The 25,242-nt window shown below is 71.2% G+C and carries 25 protein-coding genes and 2 pseudogenes; 15 read left to right on the forward strand and 12 right to left on the reverse strand.

Going from position 1 to position 25,242, the window contains the following annotated elements; translation table 11 throughout:
• Positions 1-33 precede the first annotated feature (33 nt).
• Positions 34-795: an FMN-binding negative transcriptional regulator gene (locus G6N60_RS17620; RefSeq protein ID WP_246240808.1), complete on the reverse strand. Its 762-nt coding sequence runs from the start codon at positions 793-795 to the stop codon at positions 34-36.
• On the opposite strand from G6N60_RS17620, the gene G6N60_RS17625 reads away from it, so the two are divergent.
• On the forward strand, positions 764-2,182 hold the full coding sequence (locus G6N60_RS17625) for an SDR family NAD(P)-dependent oxidoreductase (protein WP_163739671.1): 1,419 nt from the start codon (positions 764-766) through the stop codon (positions 2,180-2,182). The two genes, G6N60_RS17620 and G6N60_RS17625, sit on opposite strands and share 32 nt — an antisense overlap.
• Positions 2,182-2,883 (forward strand): TVP38/TMEM64 family protein, encoded by a 702-nt coding sequence (locus G6N60_RS17630; protein ID WP_163739672.1) that lies wholly within the window; start codon positions 2,182-2,184, stop codon positions 2,881-2,883. Before G6N60_RS17625 ends, G6N60_RS17630 begins: the two co-directional genes overlap by 1 nt.
• On the opposite strand, the gene G6N60_RS17635 is transcribed toward G6N60_RS17630, so the two are convergent.
• Together G6N60_RS17635 and G6N60_RS17640 are read right to left on the reverse strand one after the other, a co-directional pair.
• A complete protein-coding gene (locus G6N60_RS17635; RefSeq protein ID WP_163739674.1) occupies positions 2,880-4,016 on the reverse strand; it encodes a glycoside hydrolase 5 family protein in 1,137 nt (378 codons plus the stop codon). The genes G6N60_RS17630 and G6N60_RS17635 overlap by 4 nt on opposite strands.
• Before the next feature lie 94 nt (positions 4,017-4,110).
• Positions 4,111-4,404, reverse strand: coding sequence for a DUF732 domain-containing protein (locus G6N60_RS17640; protein ID WP_163739676.1), 294 nt, complete (start codon positions 4,402-4,404; stop codon positions 4,111-4,113).
• 155 nt (positions 4,405-4,559) lie between these two features.
• On the opposite strand from G6N60_RS17640, the gene G6N60_RS17645 reads away from it, so the two are divergent.
• The 3 genes from G6N60_RS17645 to G6N60_RS17655 all read left to right on the forward strand — a co-directional run bounded on the left by G6N60_RS17645 (position 4,560) and on the right by G6N60_RS17655 (position 6,782).
• Positions 4,560-4,844 carry a hypothetical protein gene (locus tag G6N60_RS17645; protein WP_163739678.1) on the forward strand — a complete coding sequence of 95 codons (285 nt, stop codon included), beginning with the start codon at positions 4,560-4,562 and terminating at the stop codon, positions 4,842-4,844.
• A 42-nt stretch (positions 4,845-4,886) separates the two neighbouring features.
• A complete protein-coding gene (locus tag G6N60_RS17650; RefSeq protein ID WP_246240809.1) occupies positions 4,887-5,255 on the forward strand; it encodes an STAS domain-containing protein in 369 nt (122 codons plus the stop codon).
• Positions 5,256-5,345: 90 nt separating this feature from the next.
• Positions 5,346-6,782: an MFS transporter gene (locus G6N60_RS17655; protein WP_246240811.1), complete on the forward strand. Its 1,437-nt coding sequence runs from the start codon at positions 5,346-5,348 to the stop codon at positions 6,780-6,782.
• A 6-nt stretch (positions 6,783-6,788) separates the two neighbouring features.
• On the opposite strand, the gene G6N60_RS17660 is transcribed toward G6N60_RS17655, so the two are convergent.
• Positions 6,789-7,949, reverse strand: coding sequence for an MFS transporter (locus tag G6N60_RS17660; protein ID WP_163739681.1), 1,161 nt, complete (start codon positions 7,947-7,949; stop codon positions 6,789-6,791).
• A 121-nt stretch (positions 7,950-8,070) separates the two neighbouring features.
• On the opposite strand from G6N60_RS17660, the gene G6N60_RS17665 reads away from it, so the two are divergent.
• Complete coding sequence (locus tag G6N60_RS17665; protein WP_163739683.1) at positions 8,071-8,601, forward strand: TetR/AcrR family transcriptional regulator; 531 nt, start codon at positions 8,071-8,073, stop codon at positions 8,599-8,601.
• Positions 8,602-8,610: 9 nt separating this feature from the next.
• On the opposite strand, the gene G6N60_RS17670 is transcribed toward G6N60_RS17665, so the two are convergent.
• A complete protein-coding gene (locus G6N60_RS17670; protein WP_163739685.1) occupies positions 8,611-9,819 on the reverse strand; it encodes an ROK family transcriptional regulator in 1,209 nt (402 codons plus the stop codon).
• Between the two features lie 98 nt (positions 9,820-9,917).
• Between G6N60_RS17670 and G6N60_RS17675 the strand changes: the two genes are divergently transcribed.
• Both G6N60_RS17675 and G6N60_RS17680 read left to right on the forward strand, forming a co-directional pair.
• A complete protein-coding gene (locus G6N60_RS17675) occupies positions 9,918-11,357 on the forward strand; it encodes an APC family permease (RefSeq protein ID WP_163739686.1) in 1,440 nt (479 codons plus the stop codon).
• A 93-nt stretch (positions 11,358-11,450) separates the two neighbouring features.
• Complete coding sequence (locus G6N60_RS17680; RefSeq protein WP_246240812.1) at positions 11,451-12,002, forward strand: hypothetical protein; 552 nt, start codon at positions 11,451-11,453, stop codon at positions 12,000-12,002.
• Between the two features lie 229 nt (positions 12,003-12,231).
• Here the strand turns inward: G6N60_RS17680 and G6N60_RS17685 are convergent, their stop codons facing one another.
• The 3 genes from G6N60_RS17685 to G6N60_RS17695 form a co-directional block, all read right to left on the reverse strand.
• On the reverse strand, positions 12,232-12,882 hold the full coding sequence (locus G6N60_RS17685) for a phosphatase PAP2 family protein (protein ID WP_163739688.1): 651 nt from the start codon (positions 12,880-12,882) through the stop codon (positions 12,232-12,234).
• Positions 12,879-13,649 carry a response regulator transcription factor gene (locus G6N60_RS17690; RefSeq protein ID WP_163739691.1) on the reverse strand — a complete coding sequence of 257 codons (771 nt, stop codon included), beginning with the start codon at positions 13,647-13,649 and terminating at the stop codon, positions 12,879-12,881. Before G6N60_RS17690 ends, G6N60_RS17685 begins: the two co-directional genes overlap by 4 nt.
• Positions 13,650-13,740: 91 nt before the next feature.
• Positions 13,741-13,959, reverse strand: coding sequence for a hypothetical protein (locus tag G6N60_RS17695; protein WP_163739693.1), 219 nt, complete (start codon positions 13,957-13,959; stop codon positions 13,741-13,743).
• Positions 13,960-14,175: 216 nt separating this feature from the next.
• Between G6N60_RS17695 and G6N60_RS17700 the strand changes: the two genes are divergently transcribed.
• From G6N60_RS17700 to G6N60_RS17720, 5 genes are all read left to right on the forward strand, one after another.
• Complete coding sequence (locus tag G6N60_RS17700) at positions 14,176-16,410, forward strand: SpoIIE family protein phosphatase (RefSeq protein WP_163739695.1); 2,235 nt, start codon at positions 14,176-14,178, stop codon at positions 16,408-16,410.
• Positions 16,411-16,863: 453 nt separating this feature from the next.
• Positions 16,864-17,931 carry a ParB/RepB/Spo0J family partition protein gene (locus G6N60_RS17705; RefSeq protein WP_163739697.1) on the forward strand — a complete coding sequence of 356 codons (1,068 nt, stop codon included), beginning with the start codon at positions 16,864-16,866 and terminating at the stop codon, positions 17,929-17,931.
• Between the two features lie 17 nt (positions 17,932-17,948).
• A complete protein-coding gene (locus G6N60_RS17710; RefSeq protein ID WP_163739700.1) occupies positions 17,949-18,164 on the forward strand; it encodes a hypothetical protein in 216 nt (71 codons plus the stop codon).
• A 90-nt stretch (positions 18,165-18,254) separates the two neighbouring features.
• Complete coding sequence (locus G6N60_RS17715) at positions 18,255-18,530, forward strand: hypothetical protein (protein WP_163739702.1); 276 nt, start codon at positions 18,255-18,257, stop codon at positions 18,528-18,530.
• A gap of 111 nt (positions 18,531-18,641) precedes the next feature.
• On the forward strand, positions 18,642-19,988 hold the full coding sequence (locus G6N60_RS17720) for an FGGY family carbohydrate kinase (protein WP_163739704.1): 1,347 nt from the start codon (positions 18,642-18,644) through the stop codon (positions 19,986-19,988).
• A gap of 11 nt (positions 19,989-19,999) precedes the next feature.
• On the opposite strand, the gene G6N60_RS17725 is transcribed toward G6N60_RS17720, so the two are convergent.
• Together G6N60_RS17725 and G6N60_RS17730 are read right to left on the reverse strand one after the other, a co-directional pair.
• A complete protein-coding gene (locus G6N60_RS17725; RefSeq protein WP_163739706.1) occupies positions 20,000-20,806 on the reverse strand; it encodes a L,D-transpeptidase in 807 nt (268 codons plus the stop codon).
• Positions 20,807-20,937: 131 nt separating this feature from the next.
• Positions 20,938-21,495, reverse strand: coding sequence for a hypothetical protein (locus G6N60_RS17730; RefSeq protein WP_163739708.1), 558 nt, complete (start codon positions 21,493-21,495; stop codon positions 20,938-20,940).
• 466 nt (positions 21,496-21,961) lie between these two features.
• On the opposite strand from G6N60_RS17730, the pseudogene G6N60_RS17735 reads away from it, so the two are divergent.
• Positions 21,962-23,056: pseudogene (locus tag G6N60_RS17735) on the forward strand (N-acetylmuramoyl-L-alanine amidase); the annotation flags it as partial.
• A 27-nt stretch (positions 23,057-23,083) separates the two neighbouring features.
• Here the strand turns inward: G6N60_RS17735 and G6N60_RS17740 are convergent.
• Entirely contained in the window at positions 23,084-24,166 is a 1,083-nt protein-coding gene (locus G6N60_RS17740) for a resuscitation-promoting factor (RefSeq protein ID WP_372511055.1), read from the reverse strand.
• 222 nt (positions 24,167-24,388) lie between these two features.
• A pseudogene (locus G6N60_RS28635) lies at positions 24,389-24,733 on the reverse strand (transposase); the annotation flags it as partial.
• Positions 24,734-24,874: 141 nt separating this feature from the next.
• On the opposite strand from G6N60_RS28635, the gene G6N60_RS17745 reads away from it, so the two are divergent.
• Positions 24,875-25,144 carry a hypothetical protein gene (locus G6N60_RS17745; RefSeq protein WP_163739714.1) on the forward strand — a complete coding sequence of 90 codons (270 nt, stop codon included), beginning with the start codon at positions 24,875-24,877 and terminating at the stop codon, positions 25,142-25,144.
• The last annotated feature ends 98 nt before the right edge of the window (positions 25,145-25,242 follow it).

The raw sequence follows: 25,242 nt of genomic DNA on the forward strand, positions 1-25,242 counted from the left end.
TTGTTTCCGGGATGTGACGAAACTGCGGGCGGACTAGACCGGCCGGTGCGCCCGCACCGCCGCCGCCATGGGCGCGTCCCCGTCGGCGGAGAAGCCGGCGACGACACCGTCGACGTCGGCCGCCGGTCGGTTTTGGCTGAGCTTGACCTTCGCGTCGATGCGCGTGATGGCCACCTCGACGCCGACGATCGCCCGCAGTTGTCCGGCCACGAACCGCTCCGGTGCGTCGTCGACCGACCACGGGGTGGGCCGGTCGCGCTCGTGGACGTCGGTGAGCCGACGGACCAGGTCGTCCAGCCAGGCCACGTCGTCGTGGATGGTCACGACGCCGTGGACGTGGGCCGTCACGTAGTTCCACGTCGGCACGACACGGCCGTGCTCGGCCTTGCTCGCGTACCAGGCGGGCGTGACGTAGGCGTCCGGACCGCGGACGATGACCATCGCCTCGGCACCGTCGATCGTGCGCCAGTGGTCGTTGTTGCGCGCGAAATGTCCTTGCAGCAAGCACTTTTCGTGGTCGTAGACGAACGGCAGCATGGTCGCCTCGAGCCCGCCCGGGCCCGCGGTGACGAGGTCGGCGGCGCTGCCCTGCGACAGCAGCTCCCGAACGTCGTCATCGGTGGCGGCGAAGTGCGCGGGCACGTACATGCCCCATGATGGCACGGCAACGGGCCTGCGTCCGTTCCACGCCGCACGGGGTTCACCGCGCTCACCCGGGCAGCGGTGCAGCTCGACACCGGCCGACGGCCAGTACTCTTCCTGCGTGAGCGCGATCGATCCCGACGAACTGAGCACGTGCCTCGCGGTGTTGTCGCAGGTCGAATCGCTGCCACCGGAGCACCCCGACGCCGTCGCCGTGCGTCGCGCCACCGCAGGCCTCTTCAAGGCCGTCAAGCAGGCCAGGCGGCACGCCAAACGGTCCGCGGTGACCGCCGCCGACCGCGCCGTCATCGCCGCCACCGCCACCGGCGCCCCCGGTCGGATCGACGACGAGACCCGCGGCCTGCCACTGGTCTCCACCACCGCGGGCGCCACCGCCGGGACCCTGCTGCGATCGCGCGCCTGCTACGCGTGCAAGAACCACTACACCCAGGTCGACGCGTTCTACCACCAGCTCTGTCCCGGCTGCGCGACCGTCAACCGCGCCAAGCGCGAGGCCCGCACCGATCTGACCGGACGCCGCGCGCTGCTCACGGGCGGCCGCGCGAAGATCGGCATGTACATCGCGCTGCGGCTGCTGCGCGACGGGGCGCACACGACGATCACGACGCGCTTTCCCCACGACGCGGTGCGACGCTTCACCGCGATGCCCGACAGCGCCGACTGGCTGCACCGCCTGCGGGTGGTGGGCATCGACCTGCGCGACCCGGCCCAGGTCGTGGCGCTCGCCGACGCCGTGGCCGAGCAGGGGCCGCTGGACATCCTGATCAACAACGCCGCCCAGACGGTGCGCCGCTCCCCCGGGTCCTATGCGGCACTCGTCGAGGCGGAGCGCAGGTCACCGGCCGAGCTGGTCGACGTCGTCACGTTCGACCACGTCAGCGACGCCCACCCCGCGGCGCTGGCCGGCAGCCTCGCCCAGCATCGGGCGCCGCACGCACTCACCGAGCTGGCGCTCACCGCCTGCAGCGCGTCGCCCGCCCGCGTCGCGGCAGGCACCGCCATCGACGCCGGGGGCCTGCTGCCCGACACGGCGGCGGTCAACAGTTGGACCCAGCGCGTCCACGAGGTCGACGTGATGGAGCTGCTCGAGGTGCAGCTGTGCAACCAGACCGCGCCCTTCATCCTGGTCAGCCGGTTGCGCCCGGCGCTGGCCGCCTCGACCGCCCGCCGCAAGTACGTCGTGAACGTCTCGGCGATGGAGGGTCAGTTCAGCCGGGCCTACAAGGGCCCGGGGCATCCGCACACCAACATGGCCAAGGCCGCGCTGAACATGCTCACCCGCACCAGCGCCGCCGAGATGCTCGAGCGCGACGGCATCCTCATGACGGCCGTCGACACGGGCTGGATCACCGACGAGCGTCCGCACCCCACCAAGATGCGCCTGGCGGACGAGGGTTTTCACGCCCCGCTGGACCTCGTCGACGGCGCGGCGCGCGTGTACGACCCGATCGTGCGCGGCGAATCCGGTGAGGACGTGCACGGCTGCTTCCTGAAGGACTACTCCCCGAGCAACTGGTAGTGACCGACGACGATCCCGATCGCGGCGACGGCGCCCCCGCGCCCTCGCGACGGCGGCACGTCATCCGGCTCGCGGTGTTCGCCCTGTTCCTGCTCGGGCTGTTCTACCTGGTGGCGGTCAGCCGGATCGTCGACGTGGACGACGTGCGGCGCGTCGTCGCCGCGACCGGGCCCGCCGCCGCGCTGACCTACGTCGTGCTGTCGGCCTGCCTCGGCGCGATCTTCGTGCCGGGGTCGATCCTCGCCGCAGGCAGCGGCGTGCTGTTCGGTCCGGTGCTGGGGACGTTCGTGACGCTGTTCTCCGCGGTCGGCACGGCGGTCGTCACCAGCCAGGTCGGCAGGCGCGCGGGCCGCGACAGTGCGCGGGAACTGCTCGGCGCCCGCCGCGCCGAGCGCCTCGACGCACTCGTCCAGAAGCGCGGACTGTGGGCCGTCGTCGGCCAACGCTTCGTGCCGGGCGTCTCCGACGCGCTCGCGTCCTACGCGTTCGGTGCCTTCGGAATTCCCCTGTGGCAGATGGCCGTTGGCGCCTTCGTCGGCTCGGCGCCGCGCGCGTTCGTCTACACCGCGCTCGGCGCGTCCATCGCCGACCTCTCCGCTCCGCTGGTCTACGCCGCGATCGCGGTGTGGTGCGTGACCGCCGTGGTGGGCGCCTTCGCCGCGCACCGGGGGTATCGGGCCTGGCGCAACCGCCCGCGCTAGCCGTTCACGACGGGTGCGCTCGTCAGGTTCCTGATCGTCTGGATCTCGCTGTCGCGGTAGGGGCGTCCGTCGGGCTGCAGGAGGTCGCTGAACCAGAGCTTCGGGGCACTGGCGTAGGGGTGGTCCCACGAATCCCACGGCAGGTAGGTCTGGGTCCGGCCGGCGACCAGCCCCCAGTTGAAGGCACCGACGTTGTGCTGCTTGGCGACGGGCAGGATGCCCTCGACGGTGCTCCCCAGGGGTCGGGCGAGGTACTCGGTGCACATGATGGGCCGACCCAACGGCGCGAGTTCGGCGATGCGCGACTCGAATTCGGCCGGCTTGGCATAGGAGTGGAACGTGATGACGTCGGAGTTGTCGAGCTGGATGCCGGCGATCGCACTGCGGCTGCCCGCATCCCACGCGCCCTGCCACACGCCGCTGGTCAACGGCTGCACCGGGTCGACAGCGCGGGCCCACTGAAACACCCTGGGCAACAGGGCGGTTACCACGTCGACCTTGTCGGCCCGCTCGGTCTTGCGGTACACCTTCGCGGGGTTGTCGGGCTCGTTCCACAGGTCCCATCCCAGGACCCGTGGATCACTGCGAAATTGACCGATCACCCCGGTGACGTACTGCTGCAGGGTGGCCGCGTAGCGCGGATCGTCGATGCGATCCGCGCCCGGGCTCTGGACCCATCCGGAGTTGTGCACGCCGACGACCGGTGCGTGCTGGGGTCCCAACTTCGGATGCGGGTCCCAGCACGAGTCGAACAGCACGAAGAGGGGCTTGATGCCGTGGCTCGCGGCGATGCCGACGAACTGGTTGAGCCGTCGCTGGAAGGCGCCGCTGTCCTGCGCCCACAGCAGGTCGTGCAGGAAGACCCGCACGCTGTTGAAGCCGACGACCCTCGCCGACGCCAGCTCCGCGTCGATGCGCGACGGGTCATAGGTGCCCTGCTGGAACATCTCGATCTGGTTGATCGCGTTTGCCGGAATGTAGTTGGCACCGACCAGCCAACCCTGTTGCTGATACCAGCTGTTGGCCCGCTCGGCCGACCACCTGCCCGTATCGGCTGAGGCCAGCGGCAACTGCGCCAGCGCGGCCCCGGCTGCCAACACCAGTGGAAGTTTGAGGGCCGTTCGGCGGTGCACCACGCCACCCTAATTTGCCCGTGGGACCAGACCCCGACCCAGAATCGATTCGCAATCGTTCGGGCGGTGAATCGTTACCGGCGCCGCGCCGGTGTCAGCAGCCGAGCTCCTCGGCGGCGGCCGCCGAGATCTCGAACGCCACGGCGACGGTGACGGCGAGGTCCTTGACGATCATCGGGATCGCGTCGCCGACGGGACGCCCGGCGCTCACGAACCGGCACACCTTGTGTCCCTCGGGCAGCAGCTGCGCCGGGGTCAGGAAGGGGAACTGCGACTCCAACCGGTCGACGTAGGAGGCCTCGCTGGCCGACGCGGACGGTGCGACACCGAGGGCCATGCCGAGCGCCAGCACCACCAAGACCGCTGCCTTCGAGACCACTGCCGTCATCGCGTTCCTCTCGTCGGCCGTCAGACTAAGGCAGCAACGGACCGTTGCCATCGAGTTTGCGAAAAGCGTCGCGCCCCGGGCCCCGGAGTCGACACGACCGACGCCGAAGGCCACCATCGCGAGCGCGTCGAGAGGAGCCGCGTTACGGTTCGTCGATGACGACTGCTGCGGCACGCCTGCCCGGTGACGACGGCCTGGCGGCGGACGCGATGCAGGCGGCCTACTTCCGCGGGACCCTCGTCGACGAGCGTCAGCAGGTCGCCGCGCACGTCGCCGAGCACCGCGACGAGATGGCCCGCTGCCTGACGTCCGGTTCGGCGTCGGCGGTCACGCACCTGCGTGCGCAGGTGGCCTCGATGGAGGCCGAGCTGCTCTACCTCGACGAGCTCATCGCGGGGCTCGACCGTCGGTTCGCGACGTCGTGGTCGGTGCGGGACTGACACTCGGCGGCGGGCCGCGCGCGTCGCGGCTAGGTTGAGCCCGTGGACGATTCCGCCGCGGCGCCGGGGCCGAACCTCGACGTGCAGCCGTCGACGAAGGCCGGGATCCGCATCCTGACCGTGCGCGGCGCCCTCGACCTGAGCACCGCGCCGGTGCTGTCCGCCGCCATCGCCGACAGCCTGCACGACCCCTACACCGCCATCGTCGTCGACCTCTCCGAGCTCGAGTTCCTGGCGTCGGCCGGCATGACGGTGCTGCTCGAGGGGCACGGCGCCGCCGGGGACGTCGGCAAGGAACTCGGTGTGGTGGCCGACGGGCCGGGCACCAGCCGCCCGATCACGATGATGGGCGTCGATCAGGTGGTTCCGCTCTACGCCAGTCTGGACGCGGCGCTGACCGATCTGCGCTGAGCCCCACCCGTGGTTTGCCGGGCGGGTGGAGGGGAACGGTAGCGTCGTGTCAGTGGCCAGACGAGGTAGGCGTGTTCGAGGGATGACCTCGTGAGTTCGACAGCGACGGCTGCGGTCGGGTTCCGCTCCGAACGCGGACCGGTCCTCATCTCAGTGATGCTCAGCACCGGGTTGGTCGCCATCGATTCGACGGTGTTGGCCACCGCGGTGCCCTCGATCGTCGGCGAGCTGGGCGGCTTCCACCAGTTCCCCTGGCTCTTCTCGGCGTATCTGCTGGGCCAGGCGGTCACCACGCCCATCTACGCGAAGCTGTCCGACGTCTACGGCCGCCGACCGATCATGCTGCTGGGCATCGCGCTGTTCCTGCTGGGGTCGATCCTGTGCGCGGTGGCGTGGAACATGTTGGCGCTGATCATCTTTCGGGCCGTGCAGGGTCTCGGCGCGGGCGCGGTCCAACCCACGGCGATGACGATCGTCGGTGACGTCTACACGGTGGCCGAGCGCGCCAGGGTGCAGGGTTACCTCGCCAGCGTGTGGGCCATCTCGTCGGTCGTCGGTCCAATGCTGGGCGGCGTCTTCTCCCAGCTGGGCATCTGGCGCGGGGTGTTCCTCATCAACATCCCGCTGTGCCTGGTGGCGGCGTGGATGTTCAATCGTCACTTCCACGAGGCGATCGTCCGGCGCCACCGATCGGTCGACTCCCTCGGCGCCCTGCTCCTGGCCCTGGCCATGACGTCGCTGGTGCTCGGCGTCCTCGGCGGCGGGCAGAGCTGGGCCTGGGCGTCGGCACCCAGCATCGGCGCGTTCGTCGCGGGCGCGGTGCTGCTGGTCGCCTTCGTCCTCGTCGAGCGACGCGCCCCCGAGCCGGTCCTGCCGCTGTGGGTGTTCTCGCGGCGACTGCTGTGCGTGACCACCATCGTGGCGTTCGGCGTCGGCGCCATCCTCATGGGGTTGACGTCCTACGTGCCGACCTATCTGGAGGGCTCGCTGCGCATCGCGCCCCTGATCGCCGGTCTCGCGCTGGCCGCCCTCACGCTGGGCTGGCCCGCCACCGCGGCCATCGCCGGACGGTTCTACCTGCGGTGGGGCTTCAAGACCACGGCCGCGATCGGCGTCACGCTGGTGATCATCGGCTCGATGGTCCTGGCGGCCATGGCGCACCATCCCGTCGTCGCGGTGGTGGCCACGGCGTGTCTGGTGATCGGCGGTGGCATGGGGTTGCTCGCGGTGCCGACGCTGATCGCGGCCCAGTCCAGCGTCGGGTGGCACGAGCGGGGTGTGGTGACGGGCAACAACATGTTCGCCCGCTCCCTCGGCAGCGCCGTCGGGGTGGCCGTCTTCGGTGCGATCGCGAACTCCATCTTCGGTCCCGGCGACATCCGCGCCGTCGGCCCGGTCGCGATTCAGGCGGGCTCGGCCGCGGTGTTCCTCGGCGTGGTGGTGGTCGCCGCCGCGACGGCCGCCGCGGTGTTCGCCATGCCCCGCACACCGGTCGCGCAGGCGGCCGCCGCCGACGAGCCGTCGTAGCGGGCGCTACGCGGACAGCTCCGGCATCGGCCCGCGCAGGGTCGCCAGCACCGGGCTGACGGCGGCGACGAGCGCCAGCAGCGTCGCCGCGGCGAACGAACCGGCCGTACCGAAGGCGTCGTTGGTGACGCCGGCGAGGGCCGTGCCCGACGCCCCGCCCGCCAGGCTCGCGGTGGTGAGCCACCCGAAGACCTCGGGCGCGGCGTGCGCCTCGACCGCACGCGACGCCGCCACGTACAGCGTCGACATCGACGGGGCGAAACCGAAGCCGGCGAAGAACAGCGCGATGACCTGCAGGATGCGGTCGGGCGCCAGTCCCGAGCACGCGGTCCCGACGACGACCACCGTCAGGACGAGGACGAGTCCGCGCACCGAGAGCCGGCGATGCCCGAGCACGAGGCCGCCGACGAGCGATCCGACGCCCGAGACGGCCAGCGCCACGCCCGCCAGTGCCTGGTCGGGTCCGTAGTCCGCGACGACGCCGACCTCCAGTGCCATGAACGAGGCGACCAGCGTGGCACTGGCCACCATCGCCAGGATCACGGCACGCGCATTCAGGGCCCGACCGAACGACGACGCGCTCGGCTCGACGTGCAGCGTGCGCATGGGCCGGTTGGCCAGCAGCCATCCCGTGCCCCCGACGGTGATCACCGCGCACAGCAGCAGGGGCAGCGCGGTGGAGACCGCCGACGCCAGCAGCGTCGCGATGACGGGACCGATGATCCAGATCAACTCCTGGGCGGTGGTGTCCAGGGCGAACAGCGCGCGCAGCGCGTCGGGTGGCACCAGCTGCGGGTAGAGCGCCCGCAGGACGGGCATGATCGGCGGAATCGACGCACCGACGACCAACCCCAGCGGGATCAGCAGCGTCTTCGGGCCGGCGAGCGCCAGCGCGACCGTGGCGGCCGCGTTGACCGCGGCCGTCGTCAGGAGGGTTCTGGCCATCCCGAACCGGCCGGCGAGGCGTCCGGTGACGGGCATGGCGATGGCCTCCCCGATGCTGACGCAGGCGACGACGGCGCCGGCCAGGGCGTAGGACCCCGACCGCGTCTGCACGTGCAGCAGCACCGCGAGCGACAGGACACCGAGTGGCAACCGGGCGAACAGCTGGGACGCCGTGACCCCCAGCACGCCGGGTAGGCGCAGCAGCGCGACGTAGCCCCGCACCCGCCACCTCCGAACGTCGACCCGCCCGTATACCGTCCAGACGGTACAGTAGCCGGGCGTGAACAGCGCATCGGCCTCGACGGCACCGTCCGCGCGCCCATCGCTGGCTAAGCTTCCGACGATGAATCAGGTACGCGACCGGATCCTCGATGCGTTCGCCGAACTGCTGTCCCTCGAGGGTGAACGCCACGCCACGCTCGAGGCGGTGGCGCGCGTCGCCGGCGTATCCAAAGGCGGCCTGCTGTACCACTTTCCGTCGAAGGACCGGCTTGCCGACGGTCTCTGCGAGCGCCTCACCGAACTGGCCGCCGCCGACGTTCGGCTCATGCGGGCCGCCCCGGAGGGAGCGGCCCGGTACTACATCCGCACGTCCTACTACGCGGGCACTCCGCTGGATCGCGCGATCGTCGGCGTCGCCCGGTTGCAGCAGGCCGGCTTCACCGCGGCCCAGCAGGCGGCCAGGAAGATCTCGGCGGACTGGCTGAGCGCGCTGGTCGACGCCATCGGCGACGAAAGTGCCGCCCGCGCAGTCAAGTTGGTGGGTGACGGCCTCTACTACAACGCGCTGTTCGGCGCCCTGGAGGGCCAGCAGCACACCCCTCCCGACGACGCGCTGCTCGCGGTCGTCGACCGCATCACCGCGATCGACTGACGCGACCGATCACGACCCGGCCGGCCGACCGAGGACACGCCGCTCGAAGACCAGTTCCCAGGCGGTCTCCATGGCAGTGGCGATGGCGCCGACGAGGACCGCGTCGTCGCCCAGATGCCCGCCGACGATCTCGGGGACCAGCGGCACGACCGTCGCCAGCTCGTGCCGCATCGGGCCCGCCAGCAGGTCGGCGTTGCGGCCGACCCCGCCGGCCAGCACGATGAGGCCGGGATCGAGCACGGTCGTCACCACGGACACGACGTGCGCGAGCGTCGCCGCCTCGGCCTCCACGACCCGCAGCGCCCGCGCGTCACCGTCGCGGGCGAGGTCGAACACCGCCTTGGCGGTCGGTGAGCTCAGGCCGGCCTCCTGGGCGGCCGACACCACGGCCTGGCCCGCCGCCGCCACCTCCATCGGACCCGGCCGATGCGCCGTGGCCCCGGCGGGAACTTGCCCGAACGGCAGGTCGGCGATCTCCCCCGCCGCACCGTGCGCGCCGCGAAAGAGCTTGCCGCCGATGACGATTCCCAACCCGATGCCGGTACCGACCATCAGGCACGCCACGACGTCCACCCCGCGCGCCACCCCGCGCGCGTGCTCGCCGATCGCGCACAGGTTGGCGTCGTTCTCGACCACCACCTCCGAGCCGTGCGCGCCGAGCGCGGACGTCAACTCCCGCAGCAGACCGCGGCGCTCCCAGCCCGGCAGGTTCGGCGACCGCAGGATCGACCCGGCGGCCGCGTCGGGGATGCCGGGCGTCCCGACGACCGTCACGACGATGTCGCCGCCCGTCAGACCGGCCGCCGCGACGGCGCGGTGGACCGCCCCGGCGACGGCGTGCAACAGCATGGCTCCCGAACGGCTCCGGTTGGGTTCCTCCGAACGCGCCACGACGGTGCCGTCGAGGTCGGCCACGGCGACGTGCACGACGCGCCTGCCGACGTCGACCCCGACGATGTAGCCGGCGTCGGGCGCCGTCTGGTAGACGACTGCCGAGCGGCCCGGACGAGGCGCACTCCGTCCGCTCGCCCGCACCAGCCCGTAGCGTTCCAGATCCAGAAGTGCTTGTCCGACAGTCGGTTTCGACAATCCAGTGTCGGCGGCGATCTGGGGGCGCGTCGCCTCGCCGTGGTCGCGGAGGCGGTCGAGCACCAGCCGCAGGTTGAGCGCGCGCAGGCTCGCCGGCGTCCCGGCGCGCGGCGCAATCGGGTCGACCACCGCCCCTCCGTTTCATCCACGAGAACTTTCCGCTGGCACTCTTCCACAGTCGGCCGATCTATGTTAAGAAACTTTCCTAACGATCAGTGGAGGTCAGCATGAGCACACCCGCTCGCCCCGAACCCGCCGGCGCACCAGCGCTCGAACGCCGGATCGGCCCGCTGCAGGCCACCGCGATCAACATGACCCAGATGTGCGGCATCGGCCCCTTCGTCACCATCCCCGCGATGGTCGCCACCATCGGTGGTCCCGAGGCCATGTTCGGCTGGATCGTCGGCGCGATCCTCGCCCTAGCCGACGGCCTGATCTGGGCCGAACTCGGCGCCGCCCTGCCCGGTGCCGGTGGCACGTACGTCTATCTGCGCGAGGCGTTCCAGTACCGCACCGGTCGACTCATGCCGTTCCTGTTCGTCTGGAGCGCGGTCCTCTTCATCCCGCTCATCATGTCCACCGGCATCATCGGGCTGGTGCAATACCTGGGCTACCTCATCCCGGGGGTGACGAGCAGCAGCGGAAACACCGCGCTGGGCAAGATCATCGGCGTCGGCATCACGTTGGTCATCATGGCCGCGCTGTTCCGCAGGATCGGGCAGATCGGCAAGCTCACCACCGTCCTGTTCGTCGTGATGCTGGTTGCGGTGCTCAGCACGATCGTCGCGGCGTTCAGCCACTTCAGCGGCGCGCAGGCGTTCGACTACACCCCGGGCGCGTTCGGCTCGGGCGGCACCTTCTGGGCGGGCCTCGGGGCCGGGCTCATCATCGCCATCTACGACTACCTCGGCTACAACACCACCGCGTACCTCGGCGCCGAGATGCGCGACCCGGGCCGCACTATCCCCCGCTCGATCGTGTTCTCGATCCTCGGCATCATGGGCCTGTACTTCCTGCTGCAGATCGGCGTGCTGGGGTCGCTCCCCATCGACCAGGTCAAGAACGCGACGTCGGTCGCCTCGGCGGTGCTGGAGCAGGCGTGGGGGTCGACCGCCGCGCGGGTGATCACCGTCCTCATCGTCATCGCCGCGATCGGATCGGTGTTCGCGGGCCTGCTCGGCGGGTCGCGCGTGCCCTACGAAGCCGCCCGCGACAAGGTCTTCCTGCCGGCGTTCGCCCGTCTGCACCCCAGGCTGCACCTGCCCACCGCGGGCGTGCTCACCATGGGCGTCATCACCATCATCGGTTCGCTGTTCACGCTGACGACGATCATCAACGCCGCGGTCGCAACGCTGGTCGTCATCCAGTCCCTCGCCCAGGTCGCCGCGATCGTCGTCCTGCGGCGCAGGCAGCCGAATCTCCCACGCCCGTACCGCCAGTGGCTCTACCCCGTGCCGACGGTGATCGCCCTGGCCGGCTGGGTGTACGTCTACGTCTCGTCGACGTGGCTGTCGATCGGCCTGTCGCTGGGCTGGATCGCCATCGGCTGCATCGCCTTCGCCATCTACGCGAAGGCCGAACACACCTGGCCCTTCGGCCCGAAGGAGATCACCGAGGCGTTCGCCGTCGACGACCGACGCGGGGTCAGCTCGCCGGAGCCGAGCTGACAGCACACCGACAGCAAACGCTCCCACCACCGCGGCCGGCGCACGCTACGGTGTCCGATGAGATGCGACGACGCATCGCCTGGGAGTGATCGCATGGCAACCTCGACCAACGGGTCCACCACGGCCTCGACCGTTCCCGCCACCGCGGCCGGCCCGCGCCACGACGGCCCGGAGCCCGAAGGACGGCTGGCACGCGTCGAGCAGGCGTGGCACCGCCAGCTCGATCCGCAAGATCAGGCGCTCGTCATCTCCTGGGCCTCGTTCACCGCCACGTTCGTGGGCGTGCGCCTCCTCACCCACTGGATCCGCGACGGCCACGGCCCGCGGGGTGGCGGAATGAGCGTGGGAGGCCACCACTTTCACCACTACAACCTCGGCATCGCGCTCCTCAGCGGTGTCGGCGCCGTCGGGCTGCGCGGCTCCGATCGTCGGCGTCGCCACCCCGCCACCGCCACGGCGTACGGGTCGGCGCTGGCGCTGATCGTCGACGAGTTCGCGCTGCTGCTCGACCTCAAGAACGTCTACTGGAGCTCCGACGGACGCAAGAGCGTGGACGCCGCCGTCATCCTCATCGCCTCCGGCGCCACCGCCATCGTGGGCCGTCCCTTCTGGCGCCACGCGCGGCGCGCCCTCCTGAAGCGCTGACCCGCGCCGGCCTGCGCCCGACACGCCGCCGTCTCGGACCTGCTCGCCCGCACCGCCGACGGCCTGGCGATGTTCGGCAGCGCCACGCTCGCCATGGTCTCCCCCGCTCAATCACATTGCGCAGGAACGCCGTCCGGGCGAGTGCCCGCATGGACGCCGCCGCGGCGTCACGCGCGCTGGCACACCTGCGGGGCCCGCACCGGGCGCTCGCGCCGTGGCAGACCGCCGGTCATCGCATGGCCTGAACCACCGGGCGGCGGGCCTCGCGGCGGTCGCACGCCATCGATCCGGCGAGGACGGCCGCGCCTCCAAGCAGCAACCCGCCCGCGACGTCGGTCACCCAGTGCACGCCGAGGTACAGCCGACTCAGCGCGACCACCGACGTCGCCGCGACGGCCACTGCGGCCAGCGCCGTCCGGACGGCCGCGGTCCCGGCACGGCCGACGACGACCGCCACGATCCCGAACAGTGCGAGCGTGCCGGTGACGTGCCCCGACGGGAAGGAGTGGGCGATGCCGAGCTGGAACGCGCGCGACCCCGGCGGCCGCTGCTCGGCGACGAGGCGCTTCGACACCACCGCGAGCCCGTTCGCGATCAGGACCGTTCCCAGCACGACCACCGCCGGGCGCACCGCGCGCCGCCGTCGCCAGCACGCCAGGGCCGCGACCGCGGCGAGCAGACCCGTCGCGGTCGGACTGGCCAGGGTCGTCGTCACCCCGGCAGCCGTCGTCAGCCCCTGGCACCGGCGACCCGCCACCCAACCCAGGACCCGGTGATCCAGGCCGGTTCCGCTTGCGTCGAGGTGGGCCAGCACCGCGAGACCGACGAACGCCACCGCCAGCACGATCAACCACGACACGCTCCGGACGGGCCGCGTCACCACGCCTCGGACAGCCCGTCGACGGAGACGTCCGGATGATCCTCCGGCTTGTGCGCATGTGGTTGGCGCAGAACGTATCCCAGGCCACGCACGGTGTGGATGAGACTGTCCTCCTCGTTCACGTCGACCTTGTGGCGCAGGTGCGACATGTGGGAGTCGAGGTGGACGTCCTTGTCGACGTGCAGGTGGCGCGACAGGTAGTCCACGATGTCCTGCCTGCTGACGACCGTGCCCGCCTTGATCACGAGGTACTGCAGCAGCGTGAACTCGGTGGGCGAGAGTGGTACGGGCACACCGGCTCTCGTCACCGTGCGGCTCTGCTCGTCGACCTCCAGATCGGCGACCACCAGCCGGCGCGTGACGCGACGGGGCGCGGTCCTGCGCAACACGATGTCGAGCCGGGCGATCAATTCGTCGACGCCGAACGGCCTGCTGAGGCAGTCGTCGGCGCCGGCGTTGAGCCCGGTGATCCTGTCCTGCAGCGCTTCCCGGCCCGTCACGAGCAGTACCGCGGAGTCGACGCCGTCGGCGCGCAGTCGCCGCAACACCTCGATGCCGTGCATGTCCCGGAGCTCGACGTCGAGGATCACCGCCGCCGGCCTGGCGAGGTAGACCCGGTCGAACGCCTCGGCCGCGTCACTGGCCGTGTCGATCTCGAAGCCGCGGAAGGAGAGGCTGGTCGACAGCAGGTCCACCACGTCGTCGTTGCGGTGCACGATGAGGACGCGACCACGGGAATCCTGAGGCAGGGTTCCCGGCAGCGCCATCCCGCGATGGTGCCCGGGCCCCTTGACGTGATGCTGGAACTCCGCCGTCGACTTGCTGCGAATTGCACGAGCGGACCGGCCGAGGGCGGCGCTACCCGGTCGACGGCCAGCGTTCGGCAGTGCCGCCGTTGCGTCGCAGCTCCACGCTGCGGTAGCCGTAGCGATCGGCGATCGACACCGCCTCGGCGAACGCCTGGCGAGCCTCCACCTCGGTCTTCTTGACGATCGCGATCCGGTCGGTGTCGCCGTCGGCGACGGTGCCGTCGACGGGTTCCTCGATGACGACGTCCCAAACGTCTGTGTCGGCCATGCCAGCAGCGTACGGTTCCGCCCGTGCCACCCGTATCCAGCCAGCGACCGGGGGCATTACAGTTCATTCGACGACCCCCACGGTCGCGCACGGGGTACGCATGCGCCGACGGGGAGGTACGCACCGCGGTTGAACTGGTCCAGCAAAGGGCGAGCCTACTTTGACGACCTGGAGACGTGAACTGTTGGCCACCTTCGCACCCACCCCGTCGAGCGCATGACGGACGAGCCCGTTCCCGTCGGCACGCCCATCGACCTCGACAACTGCGCGCGCGAGCCCATCCACGTCCCCGGCAGCATCCAGCCGCGGGGTGTGCTCGCCGTCGTGGACGAGCCCGACCTGCGCATTCGCCAGATCAGCGCGAACGTGGGCGACGTGCTGGGCAAGGCCCTCGACGACGTGCTCGGGCGGGAGCTATCGGTGCTCGTCGGCCCCGACCAGGCCGCTCGGATCCGACATGCGGCGTCGAACTTCAGCGACCTGCGCCAGCGCAACCCCCTGGACTTCGTCATCGACGTCGCGGGCGTACCGAGGGCGTTCGACGCGATCCTGCACCGCGAACCGGGCGGTTCGCTCGTCGTCGAACTGGAGATCGCCTACGGCGAGCGCCCCTTCTCCTTCCCCAACACCTACCAAGCGGTCCGGACGTCGGTCGACGACCTGAACCGGGCCGACACGCTCACCGAGTTGTACGACACCACCGCCCGCGCCGTGCGCGACCTGACCGGCTTCGACCGCGTGATGGTCTACCGCTACGACCAGGACTACAACGGCGAGGTCGTCGCCGAGGCCAAGCGCGAGGACCTCAACTCCTTCCTCGGCCTGCACTACCCCGCCTCCGACATCCCGGCCCAGGCGCGTGCGCTCTACGAGAAGAACTGGCTGCGGCTGATCTCCGACGTCGCCTACACCCCGGTGCCGCTGGTGCCCGACATGGACCCCGACACCGGAGCGCCCCTCGACCTGACGCACGCGACGCTGCGCAGCGTGTCGCCGATCCACCTGGAATACCTGCACAACATGGGCGTGCACGCCTCCATGTCGATCTCGCTGCTGCGGCGCGGACGGCTGTGGGGGCTGATCGCGTGCCACCACTACGCGGGTCCGCACCTACCGCCCTACGGGAGCCGGGCCGCCGCCGAGTTCCTGGGGTCGACGCTCTCCCTGCGCCTGGTCGACCAGTTCGAGGACGACCGGCTGCGCGAGCGGCTGGCCGCCCAGGCGGTGCTGTCCACGCTGACGGCGGCCACGACGGACGACGGCACGCCCCTCACCACGTCCCTGCTCGGCGCACCCCACCTGCTGGACCTCGTCCGCGCCGACGGCGTCGTCGTGGCGCTCGCCGGGGAGTACCGGGAGTCGGGTTCGGTCCCACCGCCCGACGTCGTGGCGGCGGTCGCGGGCTGGGCGCGGAATAAGGGTGGGGACGTCGCCAGCACGGAATACCTGGCCGGCGACCTACCCGGGCTGGACCTCGACCCCCGCTTTGCCGCTGGTGCACTCGCGCTGAACCTGCCCGACGGGCAGTTCGTCGTCTGGTTCCGCAGCGAGGTGTTGCGCTCGGTCGACTGGGGCGGCGATCCGCACAACAAGGCCATCGCCGTCAGCGAAGGCGACGACGTGCGCCTGAGCCCGCGCAAGTCCTTCGAGCGGTGGCGCGAGATCGTGCACCTGCGCAGCGAGCCGTGGTCGCGGACCGAGACCGAGTCCGCCGAGACGCTGCGCGGGCACCTCGTCGAGTCGCTGTACCGCCGGACGCGGGGCGCGCTGCGGATGGCCGAGACGATGCAGCGCAGCCTGCTGCCCCAGTCCATCCCGACCCTCGCGGGCTGGCAGCTGTCCGCGCACTACGAGTCGGCGGCGGGGGGCCGCGTCGGCGGCGACTGGTATGACGCGTTCGTGCTGCGGGACGGCCGGTTGGCCGTGCTCATCGGCGACGTCGCAGGCCACGGCCTCATCGCGGCGGGCACCATGGCGCAGCTGCGCAACGTCCTGCGGGCGCGCCTGTTCAGCGGTGACGATCCCGCCACCGCGCTGACGAAGCTCAACGAGTTCAGCGAACACATGATGTCGCGCACCTTCGCCACCGTCATCGCCGCGCGGATCGACCTCGAGTCCGGTCACGTGGAGGCCGCGTCGGCGGGCCACCTGATGCCGTTCATCACCAACGCGTCCTCGGCCGTCTCCGCACCGATCCGGTTGTCGTCGCCGATCGGGGCGCGCGGACGCACGCACCATCTGAGCACCTTCACCATCGAGCCGGGCCACGGGTTGGTGATGTACTCCGACGGCCTGGTGGAACGCCGCCACGCGACGATCGACGACGGCCTCGACCGGTTGGCCGAGACACTGGGCGGCGCGAGTGACGCGTCCGCGTCGTGGATCTCGACGGCCATGGCCTCTGGCGACACCGACGACGACGTCACCATCGTCACGCTCCGTCGCCTCTGAGCGGACGCCAGCGAGGGCGCCGGCGAGGTCGCAATCGTGCGATGAACGGCCCCGAGCGTTTGCCGTTTTCCTTTGCCACAATCGCCCGGCCGCGCACTTACTAGGCCGATGCACCAGGAGTCCGTCGGTATTTCTGGGCATCTGCACGATGGTTGTCGGCGCAGAGCGGGCCTAGCCTGCTGACATGCCGCCTATCGTGACCATCGCTGCGGACATCTCGGAAACCCTTGGACGGCACGGCTTTGGACGCGATGCGCCATCGGTCCGACGCGCCCGTGCCCAGAGCGGGTCCCGTGGCGTCCCCGCGGGAGCTCCTCGCGTCGTGGCCGTGACCGGCACCCCAGCCGCCGTCACCGACCGTCGTCCGGGTGGTCGCCGGGGTTTGCCAGAGCTCGTGCGTCTCGGCGCCAACGCATGTGCCGCCAGCGTGACAGGCGGCAGTGAGGTTCACCGATGACGACGATCGACAGACCCCAGCCGACCCCTCCGATGACCGCACTCGGATCCATTCCCCCGCTGCACGTCGCCGGCCTCGCCGACCTCGGTGTCACGTCGGGCGCCCCCGAGCTCGTCGAGATCGCGTCCCTGCGCGTCGGCGACTCGCCGCGCACCAGCGGTGAGGACCCCGAGCACACCGCCCTGCTGATCGATTGCCAGACACCGCTGCCGCCGATCCTCGTGCACCGCGCCACCATGGAGATCGTCGACGGGCTGCATCGGGTGCAGGCCGCACGGGCCAAGGGCCAGACCATGATCGAGGCCGTACTGCTGGACGGCTCGCGCGAGTCGGCCTTCGTGGTGGCCGTCGCGGTCAACCTCGGTGACGGTCTCCCCCTGTCCCTGGCGGACCGTCGGCAGGCCGCAGCCCGCATCGTGCACAGTCATCCGCACTGGTCGGATCGTTCGATCTCGCGGTTGGTGGGCCTGTCGGCGAAGACGATCCGGACCATCCGCGGCCACTCCGACCAGGTTCCCGTCGTCGACAGTCGAACGGGCCGGGACGGGCGGGTCCGGCCCATCGACTCGGCGGCCGGCCGCAGGGCTGCCGCCGAATACCTTGCCGCGCATCCCAAGAGCTCGTTGCGCACGGTCGCCAAGCACGCCGGGATCTCGCCGAACACCGTGCGGGACGTCCGCAACCGGCTCAGCCGCGGTGAGGACCCCGTCGGGTGTGCGAACCGGGCGAGGCGGGCCACCGGGCGGCCCCCCGCCACCCAGAGCCGGTCACCCGCCGGGGCGTCACACGTGGGCGCGGAGCCGTCGATGTCGGTGCGCCCGCTGCTGGCATCGCTGTCCCGGGATCCCGCACTGCGCATGTCGGATTCCGGCCGAGAGCTGTTGCGCTGGTTGCACCTTCACGCCGTCGAGGACGTCGACGTAGCCGCTCTGATGGCCGCGACGCCGCGCCACCGCCAGGCTCAGCTCGCCGAGATCGCGGCGCGCTGCTCGGTCAACTGGTCGGTCATCGCACACAAGATGTCTCCGCACACGAGGGCCCGCGCGCACCAGATGGAGGACTGACGAGGGAGGAGGATCACGTGCTCACCGCACTGCGTTCGGCGATCGCCGCGGTCGGCCTCTGCCTCGGCAGCGTCGGCGCCGTTGCGGCCGCCTCCTGGATCGGCGGCTTGGACGGGCCGCACCCGACCCGCGTGCCCCCCGCCCCACCCGCAGGCGACGTGTACCGGCACGGCCACTGCCTCAGCTGTCCCGACGACGGCCTCGCGCCCATGAAGCCCTTGAGGAATCCATGACGACACCATGCACGACCTCTCCCTAGATCGGCACACTGCATGAAACCCCTTGGCCGACAGTCCGACTACGAACCACCGCGGGAATCGTTCGTGGCCGTCTACGTCGACCGCAGTGCGACTCCCGACGTCGTGCGCGCAGCGGCCGCGTGCGTGCCGCTACCGTCGGGCATCGAGTGCGCCACGGTCGACGACACCCTCTTCACCGAGACGTTCGACTGCCGGGTCGTGGTCTACCTCGTGGGTGACTTCGAGCCCGCGGCCGGCCCACCCCTGGCGCGACGCTACGCGGCGGAGCTCTCCGGGATCCTCGGCTGCCCCGCCTATGCCTTGAACGACCTGCTCCGGGTCGACCCCCCGCCCGAGTAGGCAGCGGCGCGGCGGGACCTTGCGCGTCGGCGCGAAGGGCGTCATCGTGGGACGCGACGTCCGCTGCTCCTGCCCAGAGTCGGCGACACCGACGAGGGAACGACGGGGACCATGCGAAGTCGCGACGACCGGCGGCCGGTGGTGTGTGGCGTCGACGTCGGCAGCACCAACGTCAAGGTCCTCGCGCTGGATGCCCGCGGCGTCGTCGTCGGGCGTCGCTCGCAGGCGACGCCCCGGTCGGCAGTCGACGCCGCCGTCGATGCCCGCGCACTGCTCGTCGCGATCGAGGACATGGTCGTCGACGTCTGTGCCGACCGCTACGTCGTCGACGCGGTCTGCGCCGCGGGGGTCGGCGAGGACGGCATCCTGGTCGACGACGACCTGACCCCCATCACGTCGGCGCTCGCGTGGTTCGACCCGCGCCGCGCCGCCGTGTTCGCCGACCTCGCCGGGCGGTTGACGCCGCATCCGAATTCCTGCGTGGCCGACGACGCCGCCCGCACGATCGTCGGCTGGCGGTGGGCCGTCGACCAACCCGGGGCGGCCCGGGCGCGGTCCTGGCTCGCGCTGACCGACTACGCCGCCAGCGCGTGGGCCGGCACCACGTTCATGAGCGACGGCCTGGCCGCCCGCACCGCGGCGTGGGACGGGCGCACCCGTCGCTGGGTCGAGGAACGCGTCGCGCTCGGCATCGGCACGGCGGCGCTGCTGCCGCCGGTCCGCCGGGCCGGTGACGTCGTCGGTGGCGTGGTCTCCGATCGGCTGTCCCGCGCGGGGGTCATCGGCGACGACGCCGTCGTCGTCGCGGGTGGGCACGACCATCCCATCGGCGGCTGGGGGGTCCACCAGATGGACGACGGATCGGTCCTCGACTCGATGGGCACCGCGGAGATCGTCGTCGCACAGTCGCCCGCGCCGTTCCTCGAACGCAGTGCCGACGTCGACGTGGCGCCGGGCATCCTGTCGACGGGCACGACCGTGCTGAGCGTGGAGGAGCTCGCCCGCAACGTCGCCTGGGCCGCCCGCGACGCCGAGGTCGGGGCCGCGATGAACGCCCTCGTCGCCGGCGATCGGGAACCCGACGAGTTCCTGCACCACCCGGTGTTCGTCCCCGGCACCCGCGGCGGCGGGCTTCCGACGTACACCGGTGATGCGCCCGCCGCGGCGCTCTCGCGGGCCTCCTCCGTGCTGGGCGCCCTCGCCGCGAGCGGTGAGCTCGCCCTACGGCGGATCGGCGCGCAGCTGCCGTCGGCGGCCCGCGTCTACAGCGCGGGCGGCTGGTCGCGCTCCCCCGGGTGGATTGCCATCAAGGCCACCGTGACTCGTCGCGAGGTCACCGTCATCCCCGAGCCGCAGGTCACCGCGACCGGGGCCGCGCTGCTTGCCGCGCGGGCCATCGGCTGGGATCCCTCGCCGTCGGTGGCGCTGGGGATGGCCGCCGAGATCTCCGCGGTGTGACGCCGAAACCCTCAGTCCTGCACGATCACCGGGTCGCCGACGTCGACGGTGTTGAAGTACCACTCCGCGTCCTCGGGGCTGAGGCTGATGCACCCGTGGCTGACATTCTCGTAGCCAAGGGAATTGAGCGCCCAGGGTGCCGAATGGACGTAGAGGCCGCGGCCGGTGATGCGCACCGCCCAGTCGACGGTGAGCAGGTATCCATCGGGCGCGTCGGTGGGGATGCCGACGCTGCTCGAATCCATCGTCACCGAGCGGTCCTTCGACAACACGGTGTAGGTCCCCGTCGGCGTCGGATAGTCCGGTCGGCCCATCGACGCGGGGAACACTCCCGGTTCACCCCAGTGCGGCCGATGGTGGGGAGCGGGCAGCGACGACGGTGGCCCCGCGTCGACGCCGTCGATGCTCACCGTGAAGGTGTGCTGCGACAGGCTGGCGACGCCGATGACGGCCGGACCGGTCTCGAAGTTGGTCGCCAGCCCGCCCATCGACAGCGCGACGGTGGTGTGGGCGGGCCAGAACCGATCCGGAACCCATTGCGCCACAGTGTCGTCGAGCCATTGGAAGCTGCCCGTCATCGGGGGCACCGTGCGCACGTCGAGTGCGCGTTCGGCCGCGCGGCGATCGACGACCGCCGTTCTGAACGTCACCACGACGGGATGCGCGACCCCCACCACCTCACCCCGCGTGGGCGCCACCGAGGCGATCGCGAGGTGCGGCGCCTGGCTCGCCGCGGCCGTGCCGACGGCGGGCGGGCTCGCCACCATCCCTGCGACGAGCACGATCGCCGCGAGTACACACCTGCCGACCTGGCGCATGACTTCCATCTCTCGTCTCGGTCACCGCCGGATGTCGGTGAGGCCAGCACGCCATTCCGATGCCCCACTGCGGCATGGCTTCTCGATGAGGGGTTCCCCGCGTCCCCGGGTACGCGAGGAGGACGGGCGAGCTAGGCGTCGGGGCCGGGCATGATCGGCTGGCCGGAGACCGGGGCGCCCTCGGCCGGCGGGCGGATCGGATCCCCCTTGCCGCTGAAGCCCCCCGCCATGTCCACCAGCGGAGCGCCCACGGGGAGCGGAGCTGCCACGGGCAGAGGCGCTGCCGCGGGGATCGGCGCACCCAGCGGAACGGGAGGCGCGAGGGGAAGCGGTGCTCCCAGCGGTACGGGAGGGGCGAGCGGAACGGGTGGCACGACGGGCACGGGAGGCGCGACGGGAAGCGGCCCCGGCAGTGCCATGGGCACACCCGCCATGTCGGCGATCGGCGCCGCGCACCCGCCGGCGACCGGTGCCGCGGCCCCGCCAGCGGCTGCGGCGGCTGCGCCCGCTCCGCCACCGGCCGCAGCGGGCGCAGCACCCACCTCGCCCGCCGACGTCTCCAGACAGGCGTGAGCGCCACCGGTGATCAGCGGAGCGGCCCCCGCGATCGGGGACAGCGCCACGGCGAAGACGTACAACCCAGCCCCGGCGACGACCCCTCCGGTGATGACTCGCTCTACGATCGTCATTGACGTTGGCTCCTTCATTCGCGTAAGACATTTCGCCCCACCCAGTCACCGGACTGAGTGCTCGAAAGGCCGCCGCTCGACGACCGCGTCAATTATCAGCACCTCGAATGATCTTGCGCCATGGCCGTGTTGAAGACGTTTCCAAAAGGTGACGTCGCAGACGTTTGGAAACGGCAGACCCCGTCGCGACCGTCGGGTGCCACCAACCACTCGGGCAGCTCCGTCCCAGCCGACGAGGACGTGCGAGAGGGGTCTCCCACCAGGGGATTTGCCACTCACTCACCAGCCGGATCATGCCGTTGCGAGAGCGGCGGCGAGTCGCGTTGGTCGACCGCTCATCACGGGTTACCTTGGCGCAGTGGACCGTCGGTGCGTGTGCAGTCAGGCTGCGCCGACGTCGCGTCGTAACCTTCTGAAGGGCCTCGTGGCCGCCCCCCTACTGCTCGGCGCCGGCGCCCTCGCAGCACCGCGCGCGACGGCCGACACCGCGCTGTCGAGCGCGTTCAGCGTGACGGGCCAGAACCCGACGATCATCAACCGCGCCGAATGGGGTGCCGACGAGTCGATGCGCCGCGGAGCGCCCTTCTACGACAAGGGAATCAGGGCCGGGATCGTCCACCACACGGCCACTACCAATGACTACGCACCGACGGATTCGGCCGGCACCGTGCGATCGATCTACGACTACCACACCCGCACGCTGGGGTGGGGCGACATCGCCTACAACGCACTCGTCGACAAGTACGGCCAGGTGTTCGAGGGCAGGTACGGCGGGATGACCCGGGCCGTGCAGGGCACCCACACCGGCGGGTTCAACCAAAACACCTGGGCCGTGGCCATGATCGGCAACTTCGACGAGATGGCTCCCACCCCGGCGCAGCTGCGTGCGGTGGGCCTGCTGTTCGGTTGGCGTCTGGCCATGGACGACATCGACCCGAAGGGGTCGGTACAGCTGACCTCCGAGGGTGGGCCCTACACGCGCTTCGCCCAGGGCGAGACCCCGACGCTGGCGACGATCTTCGCCCACCGCGACGTCGGCCCGACGGCGTGCCCCGGTGGCCTCGGATACGGCTGCCTCGACCGCATCCGGGACACCGCCGCGCACTTCGACAAGCCCGCCAGCTCGGCCGATCTCGCCGATTCGATGCGTGGCACTGCGATCTACACGCGGTGGCAGGCGATGGGCGGCATGGCGGGGGCGCTGGGAGCCCCGACGTCTCCGGAGACCCCGGGTGCGGGGTCCGCCCGTTACGTCACCTTTGACAAGGGGGCGATGTACTGGTCTCCGTCGACGGGGGCGGCGCCGGTGACGGGAGCCATCTACGATGCCTGGGCGACACTGGGTTTCGAACGCGGCGCACTCGGACTGCCCACCAGCGGCGAGATCCAGGAACCGCAGTGGATCGGGCAGAACTTCCAACACGGCACCCTCAACGTCGACCGTGGAAGCGGTCTGGTGACCCGGGTGATGGACGGCATTCCCGTCACGTTGCCGCCGCCGTCGCCCGACGGACCACCCGTGCAGCTCGAACGGTTCTCTCCTGCCCGCAACCGCGTCTGACCCGTCTTCCGCCCGTTTCCCCGGCGCTCAGGCCAGCCGGGACCCGCACACCGGCCAGGCGCCCCTGCCCTGACGCATGCGCGTGACCTCGGCGATCGCGATCTGTTCCTCGCGGGTGGCGAGGTCGGCGCGCGGTGCGTACCGCAGCCCGCCGTTGCGTTGCCATGTGCTCTGGTCGAATTGGGCGCCACCGTAGAACCCGTTGCCGGTGTTGATGGCCCAGTTGCCGCCGGATTCACACGCCGCCAGCGCATCCCAGGCCGCGCCGTCACGCACCGGCGGCACCTCGGTGCCGGGCTTCGCGCCGATCCGCAGCACGGTGGGGCGGGCCGGCGTCATGGTGATGTTGCGGACGGCCTGCTGACCGGTGGCGACGCCGTCGACCAGCGTGATGGTGAACGTGATGTCCTGAGTGCCAGGCGATCCGGGGTCCTCGACCACGCTGCGGCTCATGTTCATCCGCGGGTCGGCGATGCGGTACACCCGCGGTGGCACCTGCGTGCGCTCGGTGACCGTCTTGGCGCGAATGCGGGTGACCTGGATCCGCATTCCCTCGGTGACCGCAGACGTCGCCGCGGGCACCACGCGGTCGGCACCGGTCAACGGGGATCCGCTGGCCGCGAGGAGCTCTCCGACGGTGCGCGCGGCCACGTGCCGATCGCCGACTACGCCGGCGTCGTCGAGGTGCACCGTCTTCGCGCTGATCACGGGCAGCGCCATGCCCGTCAGCGGCACCGGACGGTCGGCGGACGTCCCGACGGGCCGTGCGTCGCCCAGCGAAAGTTGCGCAAGCGCCTCCCCGACGGTGGTCGCGGTGGTCCACACCCGGGTGGCAGGACCGCCGTCGATCGAGAGCTGCAGTGGACGGGCTCGTCGTAGCACGATCGTCTCCGCGTCGCGCACCGGCCGGTCGGCCGCGGGCCGGAGCTCGTCGCGGTCCCCGGCCCGAATGCCGTTGTCGCGCAACACGTCTGCCACCGTCGAGTCCAGGGTCGACACCGTCACGGCCGAACCGTCGACGACCAGGGTGACCGTCGCGTGCCTGGCGACGGTGTAGGCACCGCCCACCATCGTCGCCGCCACGACCGCGCCCAGGATCGCCCGGGCCACTGCCCGTCGACGGCGCGTCGTCGCCGAGGACGCCGTCGTCGCAGGCGTTCTCGACGGAGAGACGCCGTCGGCACGGTCGGCATCGGCGAGCAGACGCGAGACCGTCGCGCCGAGAACGTCTTTGGAGTGGGGAACGCCCGCAGTGGCGAGCGCCAGGACGCCGAGCCGCACCAGCCCCGCCTCCTGGCAGAGTGCGAGGGCGCGGACGAGCTGAGCGTGCAGTGCGGCGCGGTGGCGCCGACGAAACGCGGTGATGGCGCGGTGATCCGGCGTCGTGCCTGCGGCCAGCCAGCGCAGCGACGGGTCGTCCACGCACCGGCGCGCGAGCTCGCGCGACGACGACACGCCGTGTGCGTAGCCGTAGAGGAGGATGCCCACGAGCAGTCGAGGTCGCCCGTGGCGGCGGCCGTCGGTGACCCCGGCATCCGGGTCGTCGAGGTCGTCGAGGTCGAGGAACCCGTCGACCAACTCGGCGATGCCGCGCGCCACGCGTCGACTGGGCACCGTGTCCAGTTCCACCGTCACGTCGATCGATCCACCGTCCTCGACCCCCCGGTGGCACATCATCGCCCACCCGCACGAGAGTGCGGGCCACCGGCGCTCCCGGCGTGTCGCGCGGCGGCGCGCCCGCCGAACCGCAGGCGAAGAGGAAGGCAACACCCGGCGGATTCATAGCCGGATCAAAGATGTTCGTGTCACAGTGGAGGCATGGACACCGCACCACCCGGCGACGGGCCGACGCCGAAGTCCCCCGATCGCTCCGGCCCCAGTCTGTTGCTGCTGCCCCTGGCGCTGCTCGTCGGCGCCGTCGTGGGACTGTCCACCCTCGGTGAGCACCAGGAGGCCGTTCGACCGGCCACCACCGCGCACGCGCACTCGGCCGCCCATTCTCCGGGTGCGGCAGAACCGTGGCACGCCTACGGCATGCAGCCCGCCGTGAACTACCTCCGCGTGCTGGCACACCACCTGCACCTCTGATCCGCACGACGCGCGCACGACACCGACCAGACACCGCCAGTCGACTGTTGTAGAGTCCGGTCCCGTATCGTACTGTCAATTTAGTTGATCTAAGACTG

It is taken from the genome of Mycolicibacterium madagascariense (genome assembly GCF_010729665.1).
GTDB classification, from domain to species: Bacteria; Actinomycetota; Actinomycetes; order Mycobacteriales; family Mycobacteriaceae; genus Mycobacterium; species Mycobacterium madagascariense.